30 protein-coding genes are annotated in these 26,162 nt (G+C 47.9%); all 30 read left to right on the top strand.

The genetic code is table 11. The annotated features are described in order from the left end of the window. Positions 1-62 precede the first annotated feature (62 nt). The 30 genes from DBY66_RS14330 (at position 63) to DBY66_RS14190 (ending at position 26,110) form a co-directional block, all read left to right on the top strand. A complete protein-coding gene (locus DBY66_RS14330; protein WP_108570335.1) occupies positions 63-302 on the top strand; it encodes a type III secretion system needle complex protein in 240 nt (79 codons plus the stop codon). A gap of 7 nt (positions 303-309) precedes the next feature. After that, entirely contained in the window at positions 310-600 is a 291-nt protein-coding gene (sctI, locus tag DBY66_RS14325) for a type III secretion system inner rod subunit SctI (protein WP_108570322.1), read from the top strand. Between the two features lie 3 nt (positions 601-603). Beyond that, positions 604-1,329 carry a type III secretion inner membrane ring lipoprotein SctJ gene (gene sctJ, locus DBY66_RS14320; RefSeq protein ID WP_108570323.1) on the top strand — a complete coding sequence of 242 codons (726 nt, stop codon included), beginning with the start codon at positions 604-606 and terminating at the stop codon, positions 1,327-1,329. Beyond that, a complete protein-coding gene (locus DBY66_RS14315; RefSeq protein WP_108570324.1) occupies positions 1,326-1,874 on the top strand; it encodes a hypothetical protein in 549 nt (182 codons plus the stop codon). The genes sctJ and DBY66_RS14315 overlap by 4 nt, the downstream gene beginning before the upstream one ends. Further along, positions 1,855-2,529, top strand: a complete 675-nt coding sequence (locus DBY66_RS14310) for a hypothetical protein (RefSeq protein WP_108570325.1) — start codon at positions 1,855-1,857, stop codon at positions 2,527-2,529. Before DBY66_RS14315 ends, DBY66_RS14310 begins: the two co-directional genes overlap by 20 nt. After that, positions 2,519-2,683: a hypothetical protein gene (locus tag DBY66_RS17860; protein ID WP_158531838.1), complete on the top strand. Its 165-nt coding sequence runs from the start codon at positions 2,519-2,521 to the stop codon at positions 2,681-2,683. The genes DBY66_RS14310 and DBY66_RS17860 overlap by 11 nt, the downstream gene beginning before the upstream one ends. 35 nt (positions 2,684-2,718) lie before the next feature. Beyond that, positions 2,719-3,168 (top strand): hypothetical protein, encoded by a 450-nt coding sequence (locus DBY66_RS14305; protein WP_108570326.1) that lies wholly within the window; start codon positions 2,719-2,721, stop codon positions 3,166-3,168. Positions 3,169-3,384: 216 nt separating this feature from the next. Beyond that, positions 3,385-4,905 (top strand): winged helix-turn-helix domain-containing protein, encoded by a 1,521-nt coding sequence (locus tag DBY66_RS14300; RefSeq protein WP_108570327.1) that lies wholly within the window; start codon positions 3,385-3,387, stop codon positions 4,903-4,905. A 48-nt stretch (positions 4,906-4,953) separates the two neighbouring features. Further along, positions 4,954-5,361, top strand: a complete 408-nt coding sequence (locus DBY66_RS14295; RefSeq protein ID WP_146745183.1) for a hypothetical protein — start codon at positions 4,954-4,956, stop codon at positions 5,359-5,361. 111 nt (positions 5,362-5,472) lie between these two features. Beyond that, the gene (locus DBY66_RS14290) at positions 5,473-5,913 is read left to right on the top strand and encodes a lytic transglycosylase domain-containing protein (protein ID WP_108570329.1); all 441 of its coding nucleotides are present in this window, start codon (positions 5,473-5,475) and stop codon (positions 5,911-5,913) included. Positions 5,914-5,925: 12 nt separating this feature from the next. Continuing rightward, positions 5,926-6,708, top strand: coding sequence for a helix-turn-helix domain-containing protein (locus DBY66_RS14285; RefSeq protein WP_158531837.1), 783 nt, complete (start codon positions 5,926-5,928; stop codon positions 6,706-6,708). Positions 6,709-6,745: 37 nt separating this feature from the next. After that, positions 6,746-8,368 carry a type III secretion system outer membrane ring subunit SctC gene (sctC, locus tag DBY66_RS14280; RefSeq protein ID WP_158531836.1) on the top strand — a complete coding sequence of 541 codons (1,623 nt, stop codon included), beginning with the start codon at positions 6,746-6,748 and terminating at the stop codon, positions 8,366-8,368. After that, positions 8,365-9,501, top strand: coding sequence for a type III secretion system gatekeeper subunit SctW (gene sctW, locus DBY66_RS14275; RefSeq protein ID WP_108570332.1), 1,137 nt, complete (start codon positions 8,365-8,367; stop codon positions 9,499-9,501). The genes sctC and sctW overlap by 4 nt, the downstream gene beginning before the upstream one ends. A 16-nt stretch (positions 9,502-9,517) precedes the next feature. After that, entirely contained in the window at positions 9,518-11,587 is a 2,070-nt protein-coding gene (locus DBY66_RS14270) for an EscV/YscV/HrcV family type III secretion system export apparatus protein (protein ID WP_108570333.1), read from the top strand. Positions 11,588-11,592: 5 nt separating this feature from the next. Beyond that, positions 11,593-11,991, top strand: coding sequence for a hypothetical protein (locus DBY66_RS14265; protein ID WP_108570334.1), 399 nt, complete (start codon positions 11,593-11,595; stop codon positions 11,989-11,991). Continuing rightward, positions 11,988-13,292 carry a type III secretion system ATPase SctN gene (gene sctN / locus DBY66_RS14260; RefSeq protein ID WP_349254540.1) on the top strand — a complete coding sequence of 435 codons (1,305 nt, stop codon included), beginning with the start codon at positions 11,988-11,990 and terminating at the stop codon, positions 13,290-13,292. The genes DBY66_RS14265 and sctN overlap by 4 nt, the downstream gene beginning before the upstream one ends. Then, entirely contained in the window at positions 13,273-13,740 is a 468-nt protein-coding gene (locus tag DBY66_RS14255) for a hypothetical protein (protein WP_108570238.1), read from the top strand. The genes sctN and DBY66_RS14255 overlap by 20 nt, the downstream gene beginning before the upstream one ends. Continuing rightward, positions 13,706-14,440: a hypothetical protein gene (locus DBY66_RS14250; RefSeq protein WP_108570239.1), complete on the top strand. Its 735-nt coding sequence runs from the start codon at positions 13,706-13,708 to the stop codon at positions 14,438-14,440. Before DBY66_RS14255 ends, DBY66_RS14250 begins: the two co-directional genes overlap by 35 nt. Further along, the gene (gene sctQ / locus DBY66_RS14245) at positions 14,437-15,342 is read left to right on the top strand and encodes a type III secretion system cytoplasmic ring protein SctQ (protein WP_108570240.1); all 906 of its coding nucleotides are present in this window, start codon (positions 14,437-14,439) and stop codon (positions 15,340-15,342) included. Before DBY66_RS14250 ends, sctQ begins: the two co-directional genes overlap by 4 nt. Position 15,343: 1 nt before the next feature. Then, positions 15,344-16,009: an EscR/YscR/HrcR family type III secretion system export apparatus protein gene (locus tag DBY66_RS14240; protein WP_108570241.1), complete on the top strand. Its 666-nt coding sequence runs from the start codon at positions 15,344-15,346 to the stop codon at positions 16,007-16,009. Between the two features lie 10 nt (positions 16,010-16,019). Further along, entirely contained in the window at positions 16,020-16,277 is a 258-nt protein-coding gene (locus tag DBY66_RS14235; RefSeq protein ID WP_108570242.1) for an EscS/YscS/HrcS family type III secretion system export apparatus protein, read from the top strand. Then, entirely contained in the window at positions 16,274-17,032 is a 759-nt protein-coding gene (gene sctT / locus DBY66_RS14230) for a type III secretion system export apparatus subunit SctT (RefSeq protein WP_233499589.1), read from the top strand. The genes DBY66_RS14235 and sctT overlap by 4 nt, the downstream gene beginning before the upstream one ends. A 7-nt stretch (positions 17,033-17,039) precedes the next feature. Then, complete coding sequence (locus DBY66_RS14225) at positions 17,040-18,146, top strand: EscU/YscU/HrcU family type III secretion system export apparatus switch protein (RefSeq protein ID WP_108570243.1); 1,107 nt, start codon at positions 17,040-17,042, stop codon at positions 18,144-18,146. An 83-nt stretch (positions 18,147-18,229) separates the two neighbouring features. Continuing rightward, positions 18,230-18,763 (top strand): SycD/LcrH family type III secretion system chaperone, encoded by a 534-nt coding sequence (locus DBY66_RS14220; protein WP_233499588.1) that lies wholly within the window; start codon positions 18,230-18,232, stop codon positions 18,761-18,763. Continuing rightward, on the top strand, positions 18,756-20,615 hold the full coding sequence (gene sctE, locus DBY66_RS14215) for a type III secretion system translocon subunit SctE (RefSeq protein WP_108570245.1): 1,860 nt from the start codon (positions 18,756-18,758) through the stop codon (positions 20,613-20,615). Before DBY66_RS14220 ends, sctE begins: the two co-directional genes overlap by 8 nt. A 9-nt stretch (positions 20,616-20,624) precedes the next feature. Beyond that, positions 20,625-21,770, top strand: coding sequence for a hypothetical protein (locus DBY66_RS14210; RefSeq protein WP_108570246.1), 1,146 nt, complete (start codon positions 20,625-20,627; stop codon positions 21,768-21,770). Positions 21,771-21,799: 29 nt separating this feature from the next. Continuing rightward, the gene (locus DBY66_RS14205; RefSeq protein WP_108570247.1) at positions 21,800-22,942 is read left to right on the top strand and encodes an IpaD/SipD/SspD family type III secretion system needle tip protein; all 1,143 of its coding nucleotides are present in this window, start codon (positions 21,800-21,802) and stop codon (positions 22,940-22,942) included. A gap of 22 nt (positions 22,943-22,964) precedes the next feature. Then, positions 22,965-23,831, top strand: a complete 867-nt coding sequence (locus DBY66_RS14200) for a hypothetical protein (RefSeq protein WP_108570248.1) — start codon at positions 22,965-22,967, stop codon at positions 23,829-23,831. Beyond that, positions 23,816-25,771 carry a hypothetical protein gene (locus tag DBY66_RS14195; RefSeq protein WP_108570249.1) on the top strand — a complete coding sequence of 652 codons (1,956 nt, stop codon included), beginning with the start codon at positions 23,816-23,818 and terminating at the stop codon, positions 25,769-25,771. Before DBY66_RS14200 ends, DBY66_RS14195 begins: the two co-directional genes overlap by 16 nt. Positions 25,772-25,846: 75 nt before the next feature. Continuing rightward, entirely contained in the window at positions 25,847-26,110 is a 264-nt protein-coding gene (locus tag DBY66_RS14190) for an acyl carrier protein (protein ID WP_108570250.1), read from the top strand. Positions 26,111-26,162: the final 52 nt, after the last annotated feature.

The following is a 26,162-nucleotide window of genomic DNA, read 5'->3' as shown; positions in this document are numbered from 1 at the left end:
CCCCACAACACAGTTAGCTTCATGGAGAAAAAATGAAAGATTTTAATAACAGTATGCACAGCTTGCCCGACTGGAACGGTTTTCTGACCGACCTGTCAGGCTCTTTTGATACCGGAGTAACCGATTTGAATGCACGACTGACCAAAGCGCTGGAAGAGTTGCAGAAAGACCCGTCCAACTCCCAGCTCCTTGCTGCGTATCAGGCTGCGTTATCGGAATATACGTTGTACCGAAATGCACAGTCGAACGTTGTCAAAACATATAAAGATGTTGCTGCAGCCATTGTGGCCAACTATCGATAGGTGAAACATGGACATTGCCAAAATCAGCCCGGTCTCATTCTCTGCTGAGACTGATGCACAAAGCCTCAACACCTCGATTGACGATGTGATGAAGAACGCGCTTTCTAAACTCATGGCTGAATCTTATCTGGAGAAAAGCGACGTGCTGGAAAGCATTGCTAATCCGGTAAACAGTACGGATCCGGAAAAGCTGTTTGAATATCAGAAACGGGTTCAGCAATATAACATTGACATATCCATGATCTCAGCGCTGACGCGCAAAGCTGTTAACACCGTCGATACACTGTTGCGCTCATAAAAAATGAAAAAATCTACGTTACTTCTAATTGCGATTACCTTTTTAATCACCGGGTGCAAGCAAGAGACGTTACTCGAAGGCCTTAATCAGGAACAGGCAAACGAAGTTGTTGCCGTATTGCAGAAAAACAATATCGACGTGAAGAAAAGCCCAAAGCAAAAGGAAGGCTTTAGCGTATTGGTCAGCAATGAGGATTTCTCTTACGCCGTCGATATTGTCACGCAATACGATCTTCCTTCGCGCGCCCGAAATCAGATAGCGGACTATTTTCCGTCCGACTCTCTCGTCTCATCTCCGCGAGCCGAAGTAGCGAAGATCTATTCAGCGATAGAACAGAGGCTTGAACACACGCTGGCACAGATGCAAAACATTGTTTCAGCCAGTGTTCATGTCTCTTACAACGTCAGTAATATTGATTCCACCTCAAAGCCTGTGCCGGTGCATATTGCAGCACTGCTGAAACACGATCAGGATATAGCTGATAAAGAGGTGTTGTTAACAAACGCGAAAAGGCTTCTTAAAAACAGTTTTAATGAAGTCAGCTATGACAACATCTCTGTCATTCTTACGAAAATAGAGGAGATCAGTCCGCTATCGCCAACGCCGCGTAAGACAGGCTTTAAAATTATCTCAGCTGCCAGCGGAGCGATGCTCATCATAATGCTGATTGTAATAATGGCCGGACTGTGGCTGCTGAAAAAACGTAAAGAGTCCAGAGCGCTGCAATGAACCATACTGAGCTGAAACATATCAAAGCGATCTATTCTAACCCGCTCAGCTGGATACATCACGATAAACGACCGCGGGATCCCCTTCCCGCTTCTGCTACCTGCCGGGGAATAATAAATAGCTGGCTGGCGGCCACGTACGATATTAACGCATGTCATGAAGCACCTGATTTAACAGCGTTTGAGAAACAGCTATTCCGACACTGGGAAGCGCTGCCGGTAATATTTTCCTGTATGGCTGCGCAGCGCAATCGCCGCTATCTCCTGCAAACTGATTACCGGACAATACCTGGCGTTGTCACTTCATTTATGAAGCTTAGCACCGGAATAATCTCAGCAGAGAAGCAGCATTTAGCCTCCCGCTTAACGCTGGACGATCTGACATATAGCGAAGTGCTGTCACTGAAAAGGGTTATTCCGGAAGAGCAGGTAAATATGATTACGCTGCTGTTTGCTAAGCGCCAAAATGCGTGCCTGCTTCCGGACGTTGAATTTAACATGCAACTTTTTATTCTGGCGCAACAACATGTCATTAAGCAAAGATAATTACCGTCATGATAAAGCGATTGAGGGAACGCTGCTTACAGCGGAGTACATTCATCAGTTGCAAAAAAGCCGGAACATTGTTTCGCAGGCTGAAAACAGAGCAAAGAAAATGATACAGGCTGCAGATAAAGCGGCTGACACTGCTTTTCAGCAGGCGTTAACAGATGGCTACAACCGAGGTATTACCGCTTCACTGGATATCATCGGTGGCTACCTCTGCAGCCTTGAAATGGCGAAAGCGCACCTGGTCAGCACGCTTAAACATGACCTCAGTGAAACACTGAGCAAAATAGTGGGTTCGGAAGAGATCATCACGCAGCAGTTAACCCGCTGGGCTAATCAACAGACAGATAAAACTATCCGTCTGCTAATCCCGGCGTCGCTGGAGGTGCAACCTCATGACCTTCAGGAAAAGCTGCAGCAGGAGAATAAAAAACTGACAGTAGCCTGTCATGATGACAACACGATTATCGCCGAAAGTGGCGATCAGATTTTTTGCATCGATTTAGTCCGATTTCACGAAAAGCTGATTGATGAATTTATACACGCCTCTGCTTCTGTAAATGAAAAAGCTGAAGAGGTTAACCAAACGATGAACGAGCAATCTAACGCGCTTCATTCAAGCCTTACCCCTGGAGAAGAAGATGAAGATTGAAAACCTGCCTGCAGCAGCCACCGTTCCCCCGGAAAAAGAGGATGCTACCCACTCTGCAATCGAAGAATTTATGTTCGAATTGATGATGAATGAATGGCGCAGTCGCGTTTTAAGCTCAGATGGGCTGACTGAAGAGGATAATGCAGAATGGTAACCCGGACACAATCAGCGATACGACTGATACTGACGATGGGATTTTTACTGCTGCTCACCGGATGCAGCCTTATAAACAATAAAAGCGATCGCGCCACATGCAGTACTGTATCGGCTGCCGTAAGTGCAGAGGCTTATTACGATGCAATGCTAAAGTGCGTACATGCAAAGAATTATACTGAAGCTTCACTGTTATACGGCCTTGGCGGCACAACAACCTGGTATGACGCTCAAAAACACCCTGGCGAAGCGAGCACGCATCGGCATAAGACGTTACTGAGTAATGTACTGAACCAGCTGCAGCCCGAGGAAAAAACTGAACTCTGGAAAGCAGTCAACGCCTGGATGAAAAATCCGGCGGATTTGCGTCTGTTGTGCAGCCGCGTCGAGTCCCGCGCGCCAGGCAGCGCCAGTAACCTGCAGTGGCAAATTGCAATGGCCAGTTATCTGCATTGTCCGATGATAGTCGATGCAGCCGCGCTTTAAAGATATTATTAAACGATGATTTTTGTGAAATCGATATTAAAAGATATTATTAAGGCCTCAGAAATTGGTTTGTTAAGCAATGTATTAGTCTGTTAACAAAACCAGATGACGTTTTTCACTGCGGCACTGCTCTGTATTGGTAAATATCAGCATGATACATTGGCACTATTATCCCTAAATGCTTGATTTACTACTCTATGCTGTCAGGTAAACGTCATGTTCAACTATCATTTTGATGAATTCACAATTAACAAAGACTCATTATTTATCAGAGGAAAGCCCGTTTCAATTCCGCCAAAAGAGCTGGCAGTGCTGCACCTTTTAGTTACGCATACCGGAGAGATAATTTCCAAAGATGAGATTATAGCTAATGTATGGTTTGGTGGATGTGTGTCAGATGAATCGCTGGCAAGATGTATTTATGTAATAAGGAGGATTCTTGGAGAAACAACTGACAATATCTTTATCAGCACAATTTATGGCAAAGGCTATCGTTTTGTAAAATCTGTTTCCAGAGTCAGCCGGGAGCAGCCAGCCACTCCTGAAGATAATATTACTGCGGATGAATTTACACTGGCTGTTTTTCCTTTTAATATGCAGAACAGTGATAAATCCTTCATCATATTTGACTACCTGATGAGCCAGCATGAATATTTTAACAGCGAGTGCGGCGTGACATTTTGTCCCTCCGCACTGACTATCAACAGTAAAAATATAAATACCACATTTACCGACCTCAAACAGGCTGGCGTAAACTATTTTATTACCGGCAATGAAATTATCGCCAACGATGTTTCAATTATTCGCGTTGAACTGATAGACAGTGCGACGATGGCTGTGCTGGCACGCAGAACGGTAATACTCAGCATGGATAACACGATAAATCTGATTAACGTCAGCCGGGGCATTGTCAGAATGCTGAAGAGACTAAACATCGCATCGCGGCCGGAAGCAGGATCATATTATTCAGCCTGCCCCTCTCCGCTCTCCAATATCAATATGTTCTCTCTCTCATTTAACGATCTTGTCAAAAAACTTGATACTCAGTACGATCTTTCTCCGAAGGAGTTTTACTTTCTGGCGAACCGGTACGCACTGCTGGAGTTCATTGAAAATCCGGAAAACGCCTATGTCACACAGAAAATTACCGATTATGCACAGCGCCTGCTGGAAAGCGACGCCACGAATGCTTTGGCGCTGGCAATCAAAACCATTCACAGAAGTGACATATCTGACTGTCAAAAAGAGTCACTGTTTGAAGTTGCCATGATGCTTGATGCCTGCTCTGCAGATATCTACTTCTACTACTCATGCCTGTTAATTAAAATTAAAAAGTATGCGCCGGCAATGCAATCTATCGACATGGCTATTATGCTCGATAAGCACAACCCTGTTTATCGCGTTCTGAAAATGATTGTTCTTTATAAGCAATGTAAATTTGATCAGGCTATTAAAACAGAACCTGATCTTATGGGTCACGATCCGGTGTGCAGAGTCATTGTCAAATGTTTGCGTATCAAGATGTTTTCAGAAGCAGGGAATTTGCTGGCGGCAAGCTCCACCCTGAAACAGCTGGAAAAGCACAGAAAATCTTCATTTGTCAATTCATGTTACGTTAAGGCATCGAACCAGATTTCAGCGGCGCTGACCCGGGCGACCTACTGCCCGGAACACTTCAATGCACCACAAAACTCATATCTGATGGGGAAAGTCAGGTATCTCTATTCTGTATCGTAACCATGGAAAACCGGCAGGGATTAACGTTTGCAACGGCAGGAGTCTATTTTGAAAAATTTTAGAATAATACAGTGCAACTCGCTACCGCTTATGACGCTGGACCTGGTATCCAGTACGCTAATCATTCATCATCTCAGCATCAGCGTGCCGCTTTCAAACGTTCAGCGCAGGCTGGCTATCTGCCTGATGAACTTTGTTTTTGACCGTCAGGAGATCCTTAATTTTATTAATCACGATAATCTTCTGGATGAGAGAGATATGGATGCAGAGGATATATTCAGCGATTTTTCTCAGAAGATGGCGGCACATGGTGTTCCGGAAAATTTTATCAATCCGCAGGATGAGAAAGGCCACTATTTTAACTTCGAATTTTTACACGATATCGATGCAAATGCGCGCATAACCTTTCATCATTCAACGGATAAGGCGGTGCTTCTGGCGCAGTTTGATGATTGACGCATTTATGCAGCATCAGCAATGGTTATCTTTTGATTATATTGCCATCATGGTCCCTGTTACTGCCTTTGCCATACTATTACTCTGTTAGCTACCTGGTCGATTGTTATTATGAAAGGCTTGTTAAGCCTGATATTGCCCGGTCTGATTTTCTGCTGCAGCAGTGCGCAGGCTATGTGCTGGCACCAGGCAGCCGAAAAATACCGTATTGAACCTGCACTGCTCAAAGCGATTGCGCAGGTTGAGTCAGGCATGAAGACAAATGCTGTGAATATCAATGCTAATGGCTCATACGATATAGGCCTGATGCAGATCAACAGCATCCATCTGCCCGAACTCAAAAAAAAGGGAATATCAGAAGAGGCATTACTGTCTGATGCCTGCCTGTCAGTCATGACGGGTGCTTCTATTTTACAACATATGATCAATAAATATGGTTATACCTGGGAGGCCGTCGGCGCGTATAACGCTGGAACCTCAGCAAAAAGACGCCTGCTCAGATTCAGATATGCCTATAAAGTCTGGCAAGCCTATGAAGAGAATATGAGGTGAAATATGAACAGAATGTCACAGCACTCTTCCGAAGCGTTTAATGATAACTCCGGCGTCTCATACTTTTCAGGTCAGGTTATTCATGCAACCGGCCCGTGTCTTTTCTGGATGGTGCAGGCCTCGACACAGCCTGCTGCTTTGCAGATCAAACCTGGTCATGCCGATGCGGAAAAATTTTATTTTAATCAGGATTATCCCATAATTTTTTATGCGATAAATTGCAGCATTACGGTTTTATCCGGCACGGTGTTTGTGCGAGATCTTCATTTCAGAAAGTTCAGTAAACTCCAGGCGTTTATCGATGCGGCGAGCATGCTGAAAACGCAAAAAAATCATGCTGAAGTCTGCTACGGCGTAAAACAGTTGGATGATAAGGCAACATTTAACAGCCGTACATTCGAGAGCTGGTATCTGTACCAGAATACTTATCACCCCGAGAGCATTAGCTGTATTGCGAACCTGTTTCGCTATCACGAGAGTTACCGGCTAGTAAATTATTTACTGAATCAGCAGGGTTCGCATAAGACGCTGATCGAGTTAGGCAATAAATATGGCTTATCAACGGCGCATTTCAGACGCCTGTCGCGTGCTGCTCTGGGTCAGGCTGTAAAAGTTGAAATGTCTAACTGGCGCATGATTCGCGCGGTGCTGGATATGATTGACAGCGAAACAAACATTACCATGGTTGCCTTTAACCACGGTTACTCTTCGCTTTCTCACTTCTCCAGCGCAGTAAAACATACGTTTAACAAGCCGCCCAAAGAGTTAATCAAGATCATCAAAAATGGATCATAAAATGAAATCTCCGTTATTCAGCAGGAGTATGCTTTTCATGCTGCTGCTGCCGCTCTCGTGCACACTTGCAGCAGAGACTTATTCCGGGCAGACGGCAACGTCCAGTGAAAAATATGTTTCTAATAAAGATAATGCGCGGGCTTTCTTTGAAACGCTCTCGACCCGGTTAAAAAAGCCGGTTGTGCTCTCTGCGCTGGCATCAAAAAAGCGTATTACCGGCAGCTTTGATCTCGCGAATCCCCTTGAGCTACTCAAATCGCTTACTGCTCAGCTGGGGCTGGTGTGGTATCAGGATGGCCAGACGTTCTATATCTATGACGCCAGCGAAATAAAAAATGTCGTCATTACCTTAAAATCGATCAACGTAAACGAATTTAGAAATTTCCTGATTGAGTCTTCGCTATACGACCGCCGTTTCCCGTTACAGACCAGACAGGGGACCCGGACATTTTATGTTTCCGGGCCGCCAGTTTACCTCGATATCATTGCTAAGGCTGCCGCACAAATGGATGTGAAAGACGTACCCAGCGGCAATATGTCGGGCATGGCCATCATTCCCCTGCGCCACAGCTTTTCTGAAGATCGCACCTTTAAATATCGCGATCAAACGCTTATTATCCCCGGCATGGCCAGCGTCATACGTGCCCTTATCAGCAATGACAGCAGCACCGTACCGCAACTGCTCAGCACGCGCGCGTCAGCACCCGGCTCGCCTTCTGCGACAGAACCTGGCGCAGGAGCGCGTGTTATGCCGCCTTTTCCAGGTGAGCTGCCCGCCTCCGCTTCCCTCCCCGCCTCGGCCACTGCATCGCGTCAGTTTCAGGTTGTCTCAAATCCCGACACCAACAGCGTACTGGTAAAAGGAGCACCCGAGCTGGTTGAACATGTCAGGCAGGTAGTAAATGCACTGGATAAGCCTAAACGCCATGTCGAAATGTCTGTCTGGATCATCGATATCCAGAAAGAGCAGCTGGATCAGCTGGGAGTCAGATGGAGCGGTTCGCTTTCCATGGGCAACAGGTTTGGCGCCAGTTTTAATGGCGGCATCTCCAGCACCGTAGATGGCGCCAGTTTTGTGGCGCGCATCATGGCACTCTCGCAAAATAAAAAAGCGAACATTGTTTCGCGTCCGATGATCCTGACGCAGGAAAATGTGCCCGCTATTTTTGATAACAACCGCACCTTCTACACCAAAGTGGTGGGCGAGCGAACCGCAGAGCTGCAGCACGTTACTTACGGAACCTCGCTCAGCGTACTACCGCGTTTCTCCGGTACAAATGAAATTGAAATGATGCTGAATGTCGAAGATGGCAATCAGTATCGCGAGCAGGACAGCGAAATGCTGCCCGAGGTGGGACGCACCAATATCAGTACCATCGCCCGCGTGCCGGTGGGCAAAAGCCTGGTGATCGGCGGCTATACCCGCGATGAGCAGTCGGCGGAAAAAGAGGGGATCCCGGTGCTGCAGCATATCCCCTTTATTGGCAATCTGGTGAAGTACAGCACCAGTAAAAACGCCAACCTGGTACGCATCTTCCTTATCCAGCCGCGGGAAGTAGATGGCGCGCAAAATGACAATGCGCTGCTTGCCAAAGCGCGGCAAAAAGGCGATACCGGCGAACTCACTGACTGGATGAACAATTTTCTGGATAACAGATGAGTGCCGATCAGCTCAGCGTCGCCGTACGGTCCGCTACCGCGTCTCTCAATCCCGCGCGTCGCTCTGCACAGGGTGCCTTACTGGGCGCCTCGCTGCGCGGCGTGGAGAATAACGCCACCTCTGCCGACGTAAAAGAGTCACAGGATGTCCTGGCGACGCTCGATAGCGTCTATGAGTCACTGGATGAAGCCTCTGCCGCGGTTAATCGTTACCGGCAGCTGCGCAGTCGCGGCAATCAGGAAGACGCTGCTGCCGTAATGCAGGACGCCAGCACCGGCGACGATGAAGAAGAGCACGTCAGCCGGATCGATCAGATATTTAAAATTCTTAATACGGATGCCCGCAGTAACGCCCGCGCTTTACTGCAGCAGATGCGCATGCTGTTTCCTGACCCCAGCGATCTGGTCATGGTTCTGCGCCAGATGCTGCACAACAGACAGCTCTCCCGCGCCCGAAGAAAAAGGCTGGAGGAGACGCTGGCGCTGGCGGAAGAAGAAGCAGATGAAAAACAGCTTAAGGCCGGTATCAACGTTGCGCTTAAAGCGAAAATGTTCGGAAAAAAACTCGCGCTTTCGCCTGCCATCATTCGTCAGGCGTATCGCGATTTTCTGGAGAGCGATGCCGATGAACTGATGCTCTATCAGTCGTGGGTAGCGCTGTTTGGTGCCGCTAAACGCGGGCTGATCGTGGATTTTATGGAAGCCGCCCTGACAGCCGATATGGACGCCAGCGAGCCGAGCTGCAAAAGCGATGAGTTCAGAGTGCTGCTGGGCAAGCTGGTGCAGCTTAAGCATATCCGCTCAGCGGACAGTCAGTTTATGCGGCGCTTTCTCTCCGGCAGCGCGGTGAAACGACTCGGGCACAGCGAAGAGCGCTGGCTCTTTTTCCTGTTTACCATCATGCGCACGCCGGATCTTCTCCGACTGGCATTTCTCGATGCCGCAGGCGACACATTTTCGGCGCTAACGCCGCGCCAGCAGTCAGAAACGCTGAGCTGGCTGCGCAGCTGCCTGGCGATGTTTGCACACGCCTGTTACCACAGCGCGGAAAACCGTTCACTGCTTATCGACCGGCTGTCGGAGTTAAGCACGTCGTTTTATCAAACCGAGATCAACAGCGAAGGCCACCCTTAATTCTGGCGACCATCTTATGAGCGTATTTAACCACATTAAAAAACATCCCGAGCTGTTCATCCTGCTGCTGGTGATCATCATTATTACTATGCTGATTATTCCGCTGCCGACAGCGCTGGTCGACTTTCTTATCGGGCTGAATATTATTATCTCTGCCCTGGTTTTCCTCTCCTCTTTCTATATCGACCGCATTCTAAACTTCTCCTCCTTTCCGGCCGTTTTGCTGATCACTACGCTTTTTCGTCTGGCGCTATCAATCAGCACCAGCCGTCTGATCCTCAATGACGCCGACGCTGGTGAAATCATCGCCACCTTCGGGCTGTTTGTTATTGGTGACAATCTGATCGTCGGCTTTGTGATCTTTTCAATTGTCACCATCGTGCAGTTCCTGGTGATCACCAAAGGGGCAGAGCGTGTCGCCGAAGTGGCAGCCCGCTTTTCACTGGATGGTATGCCCGGAAAGCAGATGAGTATCGATGCGGATCTGCGCAACGGGTCGATTGATAATGACGAAGCCTCACTGCGACGTACCGTGCTGGAGAAAGAGAGCCAGCTCTACGGCTCATTTGACGGCGCGATGAAGTTTATTAAAGGTGACGCGATTGCCGGCATCATCGTCATTTTTATCAACTTTATCGGTGGTATTGCGGTAGGAGTCAGTCAGCTGGGCATGGATATGTCAACGGCGCTCTCTACGTTCACGATGCTGACCATCGGTGATGGTCTGGTGGCGCAGATCCCGTCGCTGCTGATCGCTATCAGCGCCGGCTTCATTGTGACCCGCGTCAGTGGCGAAGGAAACAATATGGGCGTCACCATGATGACGCAGCTGCTGCATAACCCGTATGTCCTGGCCATTTCTACCCTGCTGGCATTATTGATCGGCCTGACGCCGGGCTTTCCGTTACCAATCTTTATTCTGCTCGCCCTTATTCCCGGCGGGCTGTTTTTGCATAAACATCTGCAGACGCGCAAGCAGCAGAAAAGCACGCTGGCCAGCGCCAATGAGACTTATCTCCACCCGTCAGAGGTGCGGCAGCCCGACTTTTCAGCGGATACCCAGCTGGGCCTGATTGAAAATCTTGATGAAATCACGCCGGTCACCGTGCCGATTATTCTGCTGGTCAGCCCGGACTTTTACACGCTGCTGGAAAAAGTAAACGCCTCTGAACGCTTCCGAAGCCAGTTTTTTATGGATTACGGCATTCATCTGCCGCATATCGTGATCAGAAAAACCGAGGGCGGAAATCCGGTTAAAGTCAGCCTGCTGATCAATGAAATCCACGCTGATGAGTATTCCATTCATTTTGATAAGGTTGTAATCATCAATGGCTCAGCCGAGCTTGATACGCTGGGCATCCATTACATCAAAGATTACAACACGCTCTGGACGCCGCCCGAAAACCGGGAAGAGCTGACCGGGCTGGGATTTCTGACCCGTACCGCGGTTGACGAGATCTATTTTTCGCTGACGCAAAGCCTGCTGCTGAACGTGAATGAGTATTTCGGGGTGCAGGAAACCAAAGCCCATATCGACAAGCTCGAAAGCAGCTTCCCGGACCTGGTTAAAGAGGTCACGCGCCACCTGACGATACAGCGCATTTCAGAAGTCATGCAGCGCTTACTCGGTGAAAAGATCTCTGTCAGAAACACCAAGCTCATCATGGAATCCCTGGCGGTCTGGGGCGCCAGGGAAAAAGACGTCATCATGCTGGTGGAGCACATACGCGGTGCCCTTGCCCGCTACATCAGCCATAAGTTTGCCACGATTAACACTATCCGGGCGGTGCTGTTATCCAGCGAGATTGAAGACACCATCCGGCAAAATATTCGCACCACATCGGGTGGGGCGTTTCTCAACCTGGCTCCTGCAGAAGCTGAACTGCTGATGGACACTATTACCGTCGAGCTGCAGCAAATTCTGATGTCGCAAAAGGATTACGTCATTTTGTGCTCGGTTGATATCCGGCGCTTTATGAAGCGTTTCCTGGAAAATCGTTTTCGCAATCTCGAAGTGCTCTCTTTTTCAGAGATAGCAGAAAGTGTCTCACTGGATGTGATTAAAACAATTCAATTAACGGAGTAATAAAAATGAATGACGATTTAGTTGAACTGGTCAGGTCTGCGCTACGCAAAAACGGATGCGATGAGCGTCTGCTGAATAATTTCGATGGCAACTCAACGATCTCTCTGGATTTTGAAGAAGAGAGCAGCCTGTTAATCAGTCAGACAGAAGGGTTTGTGGTGCTGTGGACCCAGATACAACCGCACGATCCCTATATTCTGTCGCAGTGCGCCAGCGCGCTGCTGGCTATTGTTATGGCACCCTGCTTTCACGCGGCCACCGGCCATCTGCAGCTCTCTGAAAATGAGGGGATGACCACGCTTGAGTGCTACGTTAAGCCCGCCAGCCTTAATGCAGAAGACTTTTCAGAAGCTCTGGAAGAGTTTTACCGGCAGATGAAAGCCTGCCGTGAGGCGCTGCGGTGATTGCGCGTTCAGATCTGTTGCAGCATATGGCGCATCCCTGCCGCATTACGGCAACGACCCTGGAAGCGCGTCTCACGGATGTCAGTATTGGTGAAGTATGCCACATCTACCGCAGCGCAACGGATCGAACCCTGGTTGCCCGGGCGCAGGTGATAGTGTTTAACAACGATCTCACCATTCTGAGCCTGATCGGCTCACCGCAGGGACTAACGCGGGAGATGGTTATCTGCCCCACCGGACAGCCGTTTACCCTCCTGCTTTCAGATGCGCTGAGAGGCGCGGTTGTGCTGCCGGACGGCTCTGTCTCAGAAACGTTTTCCGGAATCGCCACGCCGGGCGCAGCGCAACGGCGCGACGTTGAATCGCCGCCGCCGGGCTATCAGGAACGCAAAGGTATCGATGCGCGCTTCAGCACCGGCGTTCGCGCCATCGACAGCATGCTGCCCTGCGGGGTCGGGCAGCGCATCGGTATTTTTTCTGCAGCCGGCTGCGGAAAAACCACCCTGATGCATATGCTGCTCGAGAATGCTGACGCCGATATCTGCGTAGTGGCGCTGGTGGGCGAACGCGGCAGAGAGGTCACTGAATTTATCGATGCGGTCCGCTCCTCGCCGCAACGCAACAAGTGCACCATCGTCTATGCCAGCTCCGATTTCTGCGCCACCGACCGGGTCAACGCCGCGCACGTTGCGATGACCATCGCGGAATATTTTCGCGATCGCGGATTAAAGGTGTTGCTGTTTCTCGACTCCGTAACCCGCTATGCACGTGCACTGCGCGACGTTGCGCTGTCGGCCGGACAGCTGCCGGCGCGGCGCGGATTTCCGGCCTCGGTCTTTGCCCGTCTCCCCGAGCTGCTGGAGCGCCCCGGTGCCACACAGAAAGGCAGTATCACGGCTTTTTTCACCGTGCTGCTGGAAACGGAGGATGAAGCTGACCCGGTGGCCGAAGAGGTCCGCTCGATACTCGATGGTCATATTTATCTCAGCCGTAAACTGGCCCGCAAAAATCACTACCCGGCAATCGATGTGCTGAACAGCGTCAGCCGCGTGGCCACGCGCGTCGCCTCAGGCGAGCATCAGGCGCTCGCTACCCGCCTGCGGGATCTGCTCGCCCGGCTTGAAGAGCTGGACACGCTGATTATGTTCGGCGAATACCGGCCTGGCGAAAACCCGGAAAACGATCGGCTCTTCGCCTGCAAAGCACGTGTCAGTGAGTTTCTGCGTCAGGCTCATGATGAACAGACGTCAGAAGAAACTCTGCTGCGGGATATGAAAGAGATTGTTAACAGCGCTCCGTAGTGTTCTCAGGTTATATGAGAAAAAGATCAACAACAGTCAGGCCAGAATAGCCACCCTGCAATCCTCTGTTGCCGCTTATCAGCACTCCATCGCTGCCCTGGAACAGGATAAAGCCCTGTTTGAATTAAACCTGCGCGCCCTCGCCCGCAGCGGCAGCATGAATATTGAAACGCTCAGAGAGATGCGCAGCATCATGGGCCGGGTGCGCCGCAGAATTGCCGATATTTCAATCAGGATTAACGACGCACAGGCTGAAATAATGTTGCTGGAGAAAAAGCTGGAAACGGCCCGTGCGGAAAGAGCGGCACTGAATAAAAAGAAAGAGAAATATCTGATGCGCATTGCAGACCAATCATTTAAACAGCGCAACGCTGCCCTGTCTGCTGCTGATAATGAAACAGAGGAAATGAGTTATGGAAGTACCGAATGTGGCAACCGCGAGCGATAAAGCAACAGGGAATGAGCCGCCGCGTGAAAATAAAGAAGAAAGCACGCTTGATGAAAAAATGAAAGAGACGCTGGATTCTCCCGCCGGTCAGACAATAAAACCTGAAATAGCACTGGTGATGCCGCAGCCGTTATTTAAACCGCTGCCGCTGAAATTAGCGCGGCAGCTGCCATCATCGGTTCAGGTTACCGGTGTGGCAAAGAAAGCGGCAACAACCAAAGAGGTATCAGCCAAAGAAGCTAAGCCGCTTCTGAATCCGGAGAAAGAGCATCAGGCCTTCGCTGCTTATTCGCAGAAAGCCCCCGCTGAGAATGCCTTTATGCAAAACGCTCCGGCAGCGGCTGAAGCGGGCAAATCACCTCCGCTGGCAGATACCTCATCGCGGCTGGCCGCCATCAACATGGCGACGCTGCATATGTCATCAGCACCTGCCGCCTCTGCTGCCGGCAGCGATACGCAGACCCTGCACTATGTCTTTCAGCACGGTGAAGGAAAACATGCTGTCAATATTCAGACCACGGGCGTCGGAGAGCAGCGCACCCTCTTTATGCAACCCTCCAGTGCGCACCTTGGCCAGCAGCTGCGAACCGAACTGGCGCTTAATCCGGTAGAGGGCCATACGGTCTTTAAAGAGGCGCATGAAGATTCGCAGCATAAAAGGCAGCATCAGCAGCGAGATGACGAAGAGAGTGATGCATGAATTTTCCGCCGCTTCGTAAACTGACCGCGCAGCAGCGCTATCACGATCGCGTGGTCACCTACTGGCAGCAGCAGGGAGTGAAGCTGCACGACTCCGCGCCCGCGCCAGATGCGGTGCTGATGCAGAGCACGCTTCATGACGGCACAAAAGTCAGTTTTGACCTGCGCCACTGGCTGGAGCAGGCGCTGCCGGAAGTCAGCCAGCTGCGCATTGACTGCCTGGATGCCGCCACGGTAACCAGCTACTTCACCTATGTCCGTCCTGAACTCGCTCTTACGCTGCCGGGACTCAGCGAAACGCTGTCCGGTTTCACCGCCTGTCCTGCGCCGCTGTGTTATGCGCTGGCGGTGGAGCTTGACGGGTTCTGTTACTGGTTTGATCGGATGCCCTCTGGCTGCGCACCGGCTGATTCGCAGCCACCTTTTCTCCCTCCGTCAGGCCTTGCTGCCCTGCCTTTTACGCTGCGCTTTACGCTGGGTGAGAGCCAGCTCAGTGCGCGCTATCTCCGGCGCCTGAAGACGGGCGATGTTCTTCTGATTAACAATGAGATCAATACCATCATGATCGATGACCACGAGTTTTCCCGCTATCTGCACACAGAAGAGGGTTTTACACTGCCGGAAGATGATGCAGCAGAACCTTCAGAGGAGGCGCCCCCTTCCGCCACCTTTAGCGCCCGGAAGACCGGCGCTGGCGCGGTGCCGGTCACGCTGCACTTTGTGGTGCATGAAACGACCTTAACCCTGGATGAACTGATGGCGCTGCAGCCGGGCCAGCTCTTCACCTTTGCGGATGACAGGCAGCAACAGGTGGATATTTACGCCAACAGCGTAGCGATCGCCACCGGCGAACTGATTATGATCGACGACAGGCTGGGTGTGGAAATCACCTCCGTTAAATAATATGAACGATAATGATATCTGGCTGATTGCCATACTGGCCATCTCTTCTCTGGCCCCGTTTTTAATCGCCTGCGGAACCTGTTATATCAAGTTCTCAATTGTTTTTATTATGGTGCGTAATGCCATTGGCCTGCAGCAGATCCCGTCAAATATGACGCTGAACGGCATTGCGTTAGTACTTGCCGCGTTCGTAATGACGCCGGTGCTGAAAGGCGGATATGACTATTACATTGAGAATAATATTGACCTGCGCGACCGGCAGTCCACTGAAACATTTCTTGAAAAGGGATTTACCGGATACAAAGAGTACCTGATTAAATATACCGATAAAGACCTGGCGCAGTGGTTTTATAACGCGCGCAGCAATATCTCTGCCGAAGAGCGGGCGGATATCGACGAGGAAGAGCGCGACGTATCGATTCTGGCACTGCTGCCGGCCTATGCGCTCACGGAAATAAAAGAAGCGTTCAAAATTGGTTTCTATATTTATCTGCCGTTTGTCGTTATTGACCTGCTGGTTTCCAGCGTATTACTGACGCTGGGCATGATGATGATGAGTCCGATAACCATATCTGTGCCGATTAAATTGCTGCTGTTTGTCGTCATTGACGGATGGAGCATCATTTCAAAAGGGCTTATTGAACAGTATCTGTTTATAACGACCTGAGCCAAATAAGATGAATGAAATAGTTTTCGCCGGTAATAAAGCTATTTATCTGGTGCTGGTACTCTCTGCGGTGCCGGTTATTGTCGCCACGGTCATTGGTCTGGCAATTGGCCTTATTCAGACCGTCACCCAGCTGCAGGAGCAGACGCTGCCTTTTGGCCTCAAGCTGCTGGGGGTCTGCCTGACGCTGTTTATTATTTCCGGCTGGCTGGGCGAATCACTGATCGCTTTCACCCGTGAAGTCTACGCGATGGCGCTGACGCGATGAACGTGATGCCGCTGTTCGACGCTGTTCATATGGGGTTCTACTCCACTGCGCTCGCCTCTGCCCGGCTCTTTCCCGCTTTTATCCTGCTGCCGTGGCTCAACAGCAGCGTGGTACCGGGCGTAATCAAATTCCCGCTGGTGCTGCTGCTCGCATCGGCACTGTGGCCCTTTCCCGGCGAGGCAATCTATCAGCTGCATGAAGCCTATCTGCTGCTGCTCATCTTCAAAGAAGTGGTCATCGGCCTGATCCTCGCCATATTTCTCTGCTTTCCGTTCTGGTTAATGCACGCCGCCGGCAGCCTGATCGATAACCAGCGCGGCGCGACGCTCAGCAGCACTATCAGCCCGATGTCCGGCGTCGATACCTCCGAGCTGGCCAACCTGTTTAACCTGCTCGCGGTGGCGCTGATTCTGCAGGCGGGCGGCGCGCTCACCTTTGTGCAGGTGATGCATAACAGCTATCAGCTACTGCCGCCGCTGGAGACTCAGCTGCCGTTCCTCAGCGATATCCTGCGCTTTACCGGGACCACGCTGCTTAACGCGGTAAGAATTGCGGCGCCGGTGATCACCGTTTTCCTCGTAACAGAAGTGATCCTGGGCCTGCTGTCGCGCTATGCGCCGCAGATGAACGCCTTCTCGCTGGCGCTGGTGCTGAAAAGCTTTATCGGCTTTTTAATCCTGCTGATCTATCTCGGTCCGACGCTCTCCTCCGATCTGCTGCGGATTGAAAAGCTGTTTCTGCGCCCTTTCTTCTGAGCTGTGTATGTCAACGTCTAAAACAGAAAAACCCACGCCAAAAAAGATCCGCGACGCGGCCAAAAAAGGGCAGATCTTTCGCGCCAAAGATCTGCTCACCAGCTGCCTGCTGCTGGTGGGGGTTGAAATTCTCCTGCGGGGGTTTTCACTCAAGCCGCTGCGGGACGTGCTGGGGGCGATCGTCTCCCGCCACTACACGCTGAACGCGGAATCCTATCTCTGGGGCGTGGTGGTTGCCGGCCTGAAAATTCTGCTGCCTTTTCTGCTGCTCTGCCTGGCCTGCTGCGTAATAACCGGGCTGATGCAGTCCGGCATGAAGATGGCCACCAAAGCGCTGAAAATCGATTTTACCGCCGTTAACCCGGTTAAAGGGCTGAAGAAAATCTTCAGCCTGCGCACCGTAAAAGAGTTTGTTAAAGCGCTGCTCTATCTCTCCGCCTTTTTTATTGCCGCCTGGCTCTTCTGGAGCATGAATAAGAGCCTGCTCTTCAGCCTGACGCATGCGGAGCCGGTCAATATCTTCACGCTCTGGGGCACGCTGCTGCACAGCTTTGTGATACTGATGGTCGCCGCCATTATCGTGATTGTGCTTCTGGATGCCGTCTGCGAATTCTTTCTCTGGCAGAAAGAACTCAAAATGGACAAAAAAGAGGTCGAGCGCGAGAACAAAGAGCTTAACGGCAACCCGGAAATCAAAAGCAGACGCAAAGAGATCCACCGCGAGATCCTCTCTGACGAAACGCGCACCAACATCAAAAAATCGAACGTAGTGATCGTCAACCCGACCCATATCGCTATCTGTATCTACGTCAATAAAGCCATCACGCCCATTCCTTTTATCTCAGAGATGGAGAAAGGCGCCAAAGCGCTGGCTATCCGGCGCTACGCCCGCAAACACAACGTGCCGGTAGTGGAGGATATTCCGCTGGCACGCGCCCTGTTCCGCTCACACAAAAAGCACACCTTTATTAACGCGCAGCAGCTCGCAGCGGTGATGGACATTCTGCTCTGGCTGGAAGGCATTGACGCACGCTGGCAGGCGATCGCCGCGGCGGAGAACAGCAATCCACCCGAGGAGTCAGCACCACATAACAGCGCCCCGCCGTCCGGTTAAACCGATCGCTTTGAGCGTTCTGTTAGAGCCTGCGCCGGCACGCTTTTGATTCAATAACACACGCCAGAGATGGCTCAGGAAACATGATGAAAGATGACAACAAGCCGGTAACTGAAGAAGAAGTGGTGGGGATGTTGATGCAGTACGCCGCTGAAGGCGTATCGCTCAAGGACATTCAGGGCATCTCTGAAGAGGCGATGGAGGGGATGTACGCTCACGCATACCACTTTTATCGTCAGGGCAAGCTGGATGAGGCGGAACGCTACTTCAGCATGCTCTGTATGTATGACCTCAACAACCCCGATTTCTTCACCGGGCTGGCGGCCGTTAATCAGCTCAGGGGCAATTACCAGAAAGCATGCGATATCTATGCGCTTGCTTACATCATGGCGGACAACGACCTGGCCCCCATGTTCTACAGCGGCCAGTGTCAGCTGATGCAGGGCAACGCGTTAAAAGCGCTGCAGTGCTTCCGGCTGGTCATTAAGGAGAGCGCTGACCTGAAGCTGAAGAAAAAAAGCCAGGTGTATGTCGACACCATTCTAAAAAACCGGCCGGAGCTGCAGAAAAGCGCGGAAGAAAAACAACATAACCAGGAGCAGAACAACGATGAGTAGTGCAGGCATCATTCAGGATAGCACCGTAACAAACCGGGCTCCCTCACGTATTACCGCAGAGAGAATAAATGAGGATGGAAAAAAAGTCGCCAACCGCTTTGCCGGCCTGACGGTGAACAAAACGGTTTCAGAAAAAATAGCGCTGGAAGCCATGGCTAAAATGGCGGGCATGGATGAGAACACCAACGATGAAATTTTTGATCTGAATGCGCCAATGCTGCGCCCTGCCAGTGAAAAAGCGCGTCTGACAAAAGATGCGCGCCTGCTGGCGCTTCTGGCGGAGTTTAATCAGAACAACGCCAGCAACAGTGACGCCTCACTGGTCACAAAGCTCTCCGCCACACTGGCAGGTGCTGAAGCGCGCAAAGCGCGGTTTGAAAATGCTGCAGCTCAGCTTGAAGAAATTAACGCCGAACTAGAAAACGCCCAGAGTGAACTGGATAACGCTATCGGCGATCTGGCCGCGAAACAGCAGCTGCTGGAAGCTGCTCGCGCCAGACTCGCGCAGGCACAAAAATCTCTGCAGCAGCTGAAAGAGGCGGGCGTAGATGAGAGCGATCCGCGCTTTATGGCGGCGGCGGCGGAGGTTGCTGCAGCCGAAGGAGGCGTGACTTCTGCACAAAAAGCCGTTGCCGACGCCACTGCTCGTGCGGAGGCTCAGGCTGAGAAAACGCAGGCTCTGGTAGATAACCATGCAGCGACTATAAAGGAGTTGACGCAGGCAGCCACAAACGAGCGCGGCAAAGCAGTGGTGGCCAGCGCCGGGCTTATGGCTGCACAGGAGAAAAGCGAGACTATTTTAAAGCGCATGGTGCTGCTGCTTACCGCGTTAATCAATATCCTCAATGAAGGCAATGCTAAGAAACTGCAAAACGATCTTTCCCTCAATCAGGCACGCGCGGATGGCCTTCGCAAGACAATGCTTAAAAAAGCAGCTGAATATGAAGAGAAACTAAGAAAAGCAGAGGAAGCAGCTAAAAAAACAAGTTGTATTGGAAAAATAGTTGGCGGAATAGTAAGTGCTATTGGTATTGGTCTTGCACTATTTGATGGTGGTACAACCCTGGTTATAGGCTTAACAATCATAGCCGTCACTACAGCCATGGATTATATCAAGATTAATGGTAAATCTCTGATGGAACACACCATGGGATTTATCATGGAAAAGATCCTATCACCTGTAATGGAACAAATAGGTAAGTTGATATTAAAAATAATGGACACTACGAAAATAACGGCCGCACTACTTAAAAAGTATGGTGAAGAAAAAACTGAACAGATTAAAAACTGGGTTAAAGTTGGTGTTACTGTTGTCGTTACGGCGGCAGCACTTATCGCTGCAATGTTCCTTTCAGGAAAAGCGGCAAAGATTATTACTGACGGCGCATCAAAGTTAATACAAAAAAGCATTGTACAGAATATTGTTAAAATGGTTAAAGATCTTATCCCTCAATTTATAAAAAATATTGTTAATGGCATCTCTAAAACAGCAGCGCAAGCTTATAAGTATCTGAATGAGACCATATTTAAAAAAGTGCAGCAGCAGGGAAATCGTTATGCCTTAGAGAAAACAGGCCAGGTCATATTAATGGCGGGAAATGCAGTCAATACAGCCGTTCAGGCAGGTGGAAATATTATTAGCGCAAAGAGCTACGCTGATGCGCAGAAAATGCTGGCTGGTTCAAGAATATCAGAAAATCAGCTTGAACAGCTCACCAGAGAACTGGAAACACTGCTCGAGCGGCTCACGCGCCATGATAATTTTACTAATTCACTTCAAGAGCAGGCAAGTGCGTTGCAGGAACAGAGTCACGCCACAGCAAAATACATCGCCCGTAAAACTCGCGTATAAGGAAACATTATGTCAGGACTTAGCCAGCTAGATAAAATCTTACATAGCAGAAATAATAATAACTTAGTGGTTTCTCTTGATGAACCTGGTTTTGAGCAATTGCAGCCAGTAACAAAAAAAGAGAACGCTTATGCCGCGCGCTCAATCGATGCTCTACTTATTGATAACTCCGGCTGTCTTGCATCCAATATTATTACGACTGTGCCTGAATTGCGTCAGCCTGCACAGACACAGAAAGAAGCAGATACTTTGCTTAAAATTATGAACAAAGAAAAATCATCAGCAGGCATTAAAATTAATGCTGAACGGCCGGCGGATGCTCAGATTTATAATGCCACTGCAAAGTTAATGGAACAAACTGATGAACTAAAATTAACCAACCAGCTCAGCGACTCCATTGATTACTCAAATCTCTCGGGTTATTCCCTCAAGTGGTCAAAAGTAATGGATTTAGTCATTCAGCTTCTACAACTGCTGAAAACGATGGATGATAAGCTAAAGAGTAAATTTCAGAGTTTGCAAACTGAATCAACAGAACGCTCGGCAAAAAAAACCATCGCTGCAGGGCAAAATGTATTAACGGGTGCTATCAGCGGAGCCGCGGTTAATGTTGCATGGACAACAGGGACTGTTGCAGCATCAGCTTCCAGAACAAAACATCATACTAATAAATCCAGTAAAAATTTAAACGAGCAGCAAAATATCGGCACTAAAAATACTAAATCCAGCGATGTACAAAAAAACTCAGAACTCGATAAAAATAAAAGTGATAAAGAAATTAAACAGTCTGGAAACGATGACAAGCATGTTGGTGATGTAGGAACAACCAAACCACATGAAAACCGTCTTTCTAACGATATGTTCAAAGGGAAAGAAGGCTATGATGCCGTGATGCGTCAACTTTATGCGGTGCAGGTATTTGGCTCTTCTTTTGAAAAAGTTGCAGGTGCTGCAGGAGAGGCTCAAGCGGCGTCAAACCGTGCCCAGTCTGCTATTGCTGATAATGAACGAACCATCCATCAGAAAACGTCAGAAAATAGTCTGGATATGGAAGGTAAAACACACAAAATATTGCAGGCGTTAATAGAATTACTTACTCAATTGTTAAATAACACAGCCAGCACAAATAATACCATCATTAACCGCGCCAATTAATTTTTTCAGCAAGAGCTTACAGGATCAAAATGATTTCAATTACAAACCAAACCACTGAATTTATCCAGCGCAAAGAGTCCCTTTTCCCTGAAAATCAAGGGCTCTCTGCGAATAAACAGCAAGATAGCACTGCAGATGATAAACCCGGCACTGCAGCTACTTTATCATCGAAGCTAACCGTGCCTGAAGCTGGCACAGCAGGCAGCACAAGTGTGTTGACTGCTGAAAAAATAAAGATGGAAAAAGAGAGTTATAAGCTGAGAAAGCAGTATCTGACCTTACTGCAGCAGGAAACAGGCAACAACCGCAGCGATAGCGCTGTGGTAAAAACCGGTACCGAAAAACTCGCCGTGTTGCTGCGCAGCTCCTCCTTTAAGAATAAGGAGTGCCTGAATCAGGCTAAAGAGCTTGCTGCGAAAAGTGCTAACGCGCGCCAGATTAACCAGATTATGGATACGTTCTATGACATGCGCATTCACCAGCAGGATGAACAGCAGATTCAGGAAACGTTTGATATTTTGCGTTTTGAAACTGATCTAATCAGTCTGAACACCACGGATAATGCCTGGGGCCGTGATCTGGCAGAGAAGCACTGGGAGGCCATTGGCGCAACGCGAGAGAACTATCTGGAAGTATTTCTCAAAGCATTTGAAAAGATGAATAGCTTTTACGCAGATTTTGTCGCACTCAAAAGCTCACTTGCTCAGTTCATACATGGCACCAATGACAAGGGGGAAGTCAACTTTCAGGGTGAAGAATTCAAAAAAGAGATCGATAAGCTGCTTGAAAAATATGCTTTACCCTCAGATGCTGGTCAGCTATTTCCTGAAGCCGGCAAAACTGTCAGCCAGGAAGAATGTGAACAGTGGATAAAACAGATGGGCTTACCTGCTGGCAGCCTCGTTCGCACAAATGGCGGATATACTGTTCGCATTGATCTGAGCGCCATAGAAAAAATGAAAGAAGGTCTCTACAACGGTAACTGGTCTGCTAATAAACTCTCTGCATGGGAAACCGGATTCAATTCGCAGGGTGACATTTTGCAAAATACGCTACAGATGTTTACGCAAAAAATGACTAACGCTAATTCTCTATATGACAATCTGGTGAAAATATTCAGCAGTTTTATCGAACAGGACTTAAGCGCAGCTAAAGGCTATTTTAATTTCTGATAAAAGGAGTATAGGTGCAGGTATGAGTATGTATACTTTTAATCCTGATGATCCTTCCTCAGGGGTCTTCGGTACGGGCTCTGCTCAACACGTAGCTAAGCTTTGGAAAAATAACATTGGTGATACACCTCAACCATATCTTCATAACTTTAAAAAAGTCAGAAATTCAACTGCAAAACTGAGCAAGAATGAATATGGACTAAGCGAGGAAAAAAACCAGCAAATTCTTAATCTCATTAATTCATTAAGCATCCGCGAATCAGATATTAGTTTATCATCTGATCATAAATCAATCTATGATGAAGGAATCAGGAAACTCAAAAACGCAATAAATTACAATGAAATTTTAACACTGGAAGATATTTCAAAAAATCCAGACGCAAAGAGTGAAGTAAAAAAAACCGCTTTAGCACTTATTTATCTTTCCGGATTTAATAAAGACAACCCAATGAGTGAGGCGGCAGGCTACATTCACTACTTAACAGAAGCGTTGGATACATTAAACAAACATCATGGTAATGAAGAGAAATATACTAACCTATGTCATTTACTATCAAACACTGTTTTTGACGAAATAGCATTGAAATTTGGTAGGAGAAGAGCAGAAAAAATGGACCTTGAAATTTATGAAAAACATGTTATAGCTGCTATAAATAAATCCATAAGAAAAATGAACACAAAACCCTCTATTGATCAAGCTAGCAACTATGAAAGAGTTATCAATGAAAAATATCAAAATAAAATGTCCTGCATAATGTATGACACTTCATTAAACAAGCTGACAAAGTTTTATCATCGAATAAACTATACTATCTTGCTATCTGAATATATCCAGACAATTATGGTTTCGCAAAATAAAAAAGGAGTTGAAAAATGTCAGGTATTGTAATAGGTCGTCACAATAGTAACTATGAAGCTACTACAGAAAAAAAACAACAGATTGATTTAATTCGAGCATTATCAAATATTTCAAACATATCTGCACCGATAACAACAAAGTTGCATCTTGAGAAAGGCGTAAAAAATGGTGATACAATTAGGGTAAGGCCAGAACCCGCAATAAACCAAAACAACTTAAAACCTATAAACCTGGATACATCCTCTGATATAAACAGCGAAAAAGATATCACAACAGACTTTAAAAATTTCATAAAAGAAATATCACTATCTGAAGGTAAAGGTCGTTTAGCTGAAAATTTACCCTCGGGTTACGACGGTATAAACAATCTTGAAAAGAAAACAGCGAAGAAAATCTCAGTAATTTTGTCTGATGAAAACAAAAAAAAACTCGACCTCATGAGTGAGTCTGGCAAAAGTCAAACTTATTTTCCGGAAGCGTGGGGAAATTTCTTGATGTGTCTAAGCACTCATAGTGACGAAGAGTTAGTGAATTATAAGGACTCGATAAACAAATTAACTGCTAAGCTTTATACGCTTTTCGATAAAAAAAATAAGTTTTCAACCTCTTATTATGACAAACATGAAGAATTTAATAAAAAACTTAACCAGCACTTAAAAATATATTTCAAACGCAGTAATAAAAACATACACTCCATCGTGATGGAAAATTTCAAAAAAAATGTTTTTTCTGATGAACACAAAAAGCATATAGCATATTTATATAATAAAAACAATGACATATATGATGCGTTCAGGCCATCCATTGATGGGTACTTAAAAAGCCATCAGGTTTATATCGATGAGTATGGATCTGTAACCCTCTCTTCTGACTTAACAGTTTTATTACGCAGATCATTTGCTTTTCGTGATATATTAAAAAACAATGATGATAATAAAACTAATTCAGATGATGAAAGTGTTAAAGGGAAGGATAAAGATGATAAAAAAAAAGTTCCTGATAATTCGCCCCCTCTTATTAATGGGCAATTTGGAAACAGCAACGGAATATTTGTAAATGGAAATGGAAACTCTGTTTTCAATTCACCTATAAATATTCAGAATGTATATATATTCCCACCCTTTTCATTTGGAAAGTCAGCTTCTGAATTCACTAACGCAACAACAAGGAGTACTTTTTCTGCTTCATCGCCAATTCAAAGAAAGCGCATTGTTAAGGCTATAACATTAAATAGCGATAAACTCGCTCTTCAGTCAGTATTTACTGAACACAAAAACTCTGTGATTTCCCCAGAACCGGTAGCACTTGGATGGAAACCAGCAGCTTTTGAAGAGCCAGTAACGCAAGGCATGAAGTCGCCCATTTCTGAAGAACCAGTGCCACTTAGCTGGAAACCAGCTATTTCAGAAGAGCCAGTACCATTAGGCTGGAAGTCAGCGCTTTCTAATGAACCCATCCCGCTACGCTGGAAGAACGCAATTTCGGATCAGCCTATCCCGCGCAGCTGGATCCATACCGCTACATCTGAGCTTCCGCTGAAGACGCCTGAAAAAATCGTTTCTGTTAATAAAAGTTCTTCATCAGCTCGTCGGCAGGTTGCACAACCTCAGTATATTATCAGAAAGCGTCCGGAGAATATTTCACAAGCAGAAGGTCCTGAAAAAAGGGCAATAATAGACGTTGCTAATATGTCAAAAGCTGAAAAAGAAAATTATGTTCATAGCTTACCGGAACAATATCGCGAAACTATGGTTCGCACTCTTTTAGATGCTGGTGATCTTAATGAAACCAGCGATCTAATGAAATACATTCCTGAATATTTTGTGACGCCTGAATTTAATCAGGCTGTTAACGTGAAACCTAATCAGGCAATCTACGTAAAACCCATAAAAAAATCAGTGACTCTTTCAGCATATGCTGACGAGGCTCAAACTATAGCAGCTCGTTTACAGACTAATAGAGCTTCTTAAACCTTAATTATAACCGCATCTTTTTTCTCTCTTTGGCAGGGACTGTTCCGGTCCCCTGCCCTTACAGGACACAGTATGAAAATCATTAATCAGGAAATTAAGCAGATTATTGCCACCGTTCTGGATACCCCGGCAGCCGGCATTGAAGATAACCACTCTCTGGTCTGGGATCTGCATGCAGATTCCATGAATCTGACGGAGATTGTCTGCCATCTGGAGGGTAGATTTGATATCGCGATCGTTAATCGCGAAGTCGGTGCGGACCCTACCGTAGCGAGTCTTTCTGCCATTGTGGCACAGCGCATCGCCAGTAAAGCGCAGGATGAGGCGGTACGTTGATCGGTGTTGGATGTTCAGGCCTGCAGAAATCCGCAGTGGTTTCTGCAGGCAC

It is taken from the genome of Pantoea sp. RIT413 (assembly GCF_003057675.2).
Taxonomy (GTDB): Bacteria; Pseudomonadota; Gammaproteobacteria; order Enterobacterales; family Enterobacteriaceae; genus Pantoea; species Pantoea eucrina.
The sequence above is the reverse complement of the archived record's forward strand: the minus strand, read 5'-3'. Positions and strand labels throughout refer to the sequence as shown.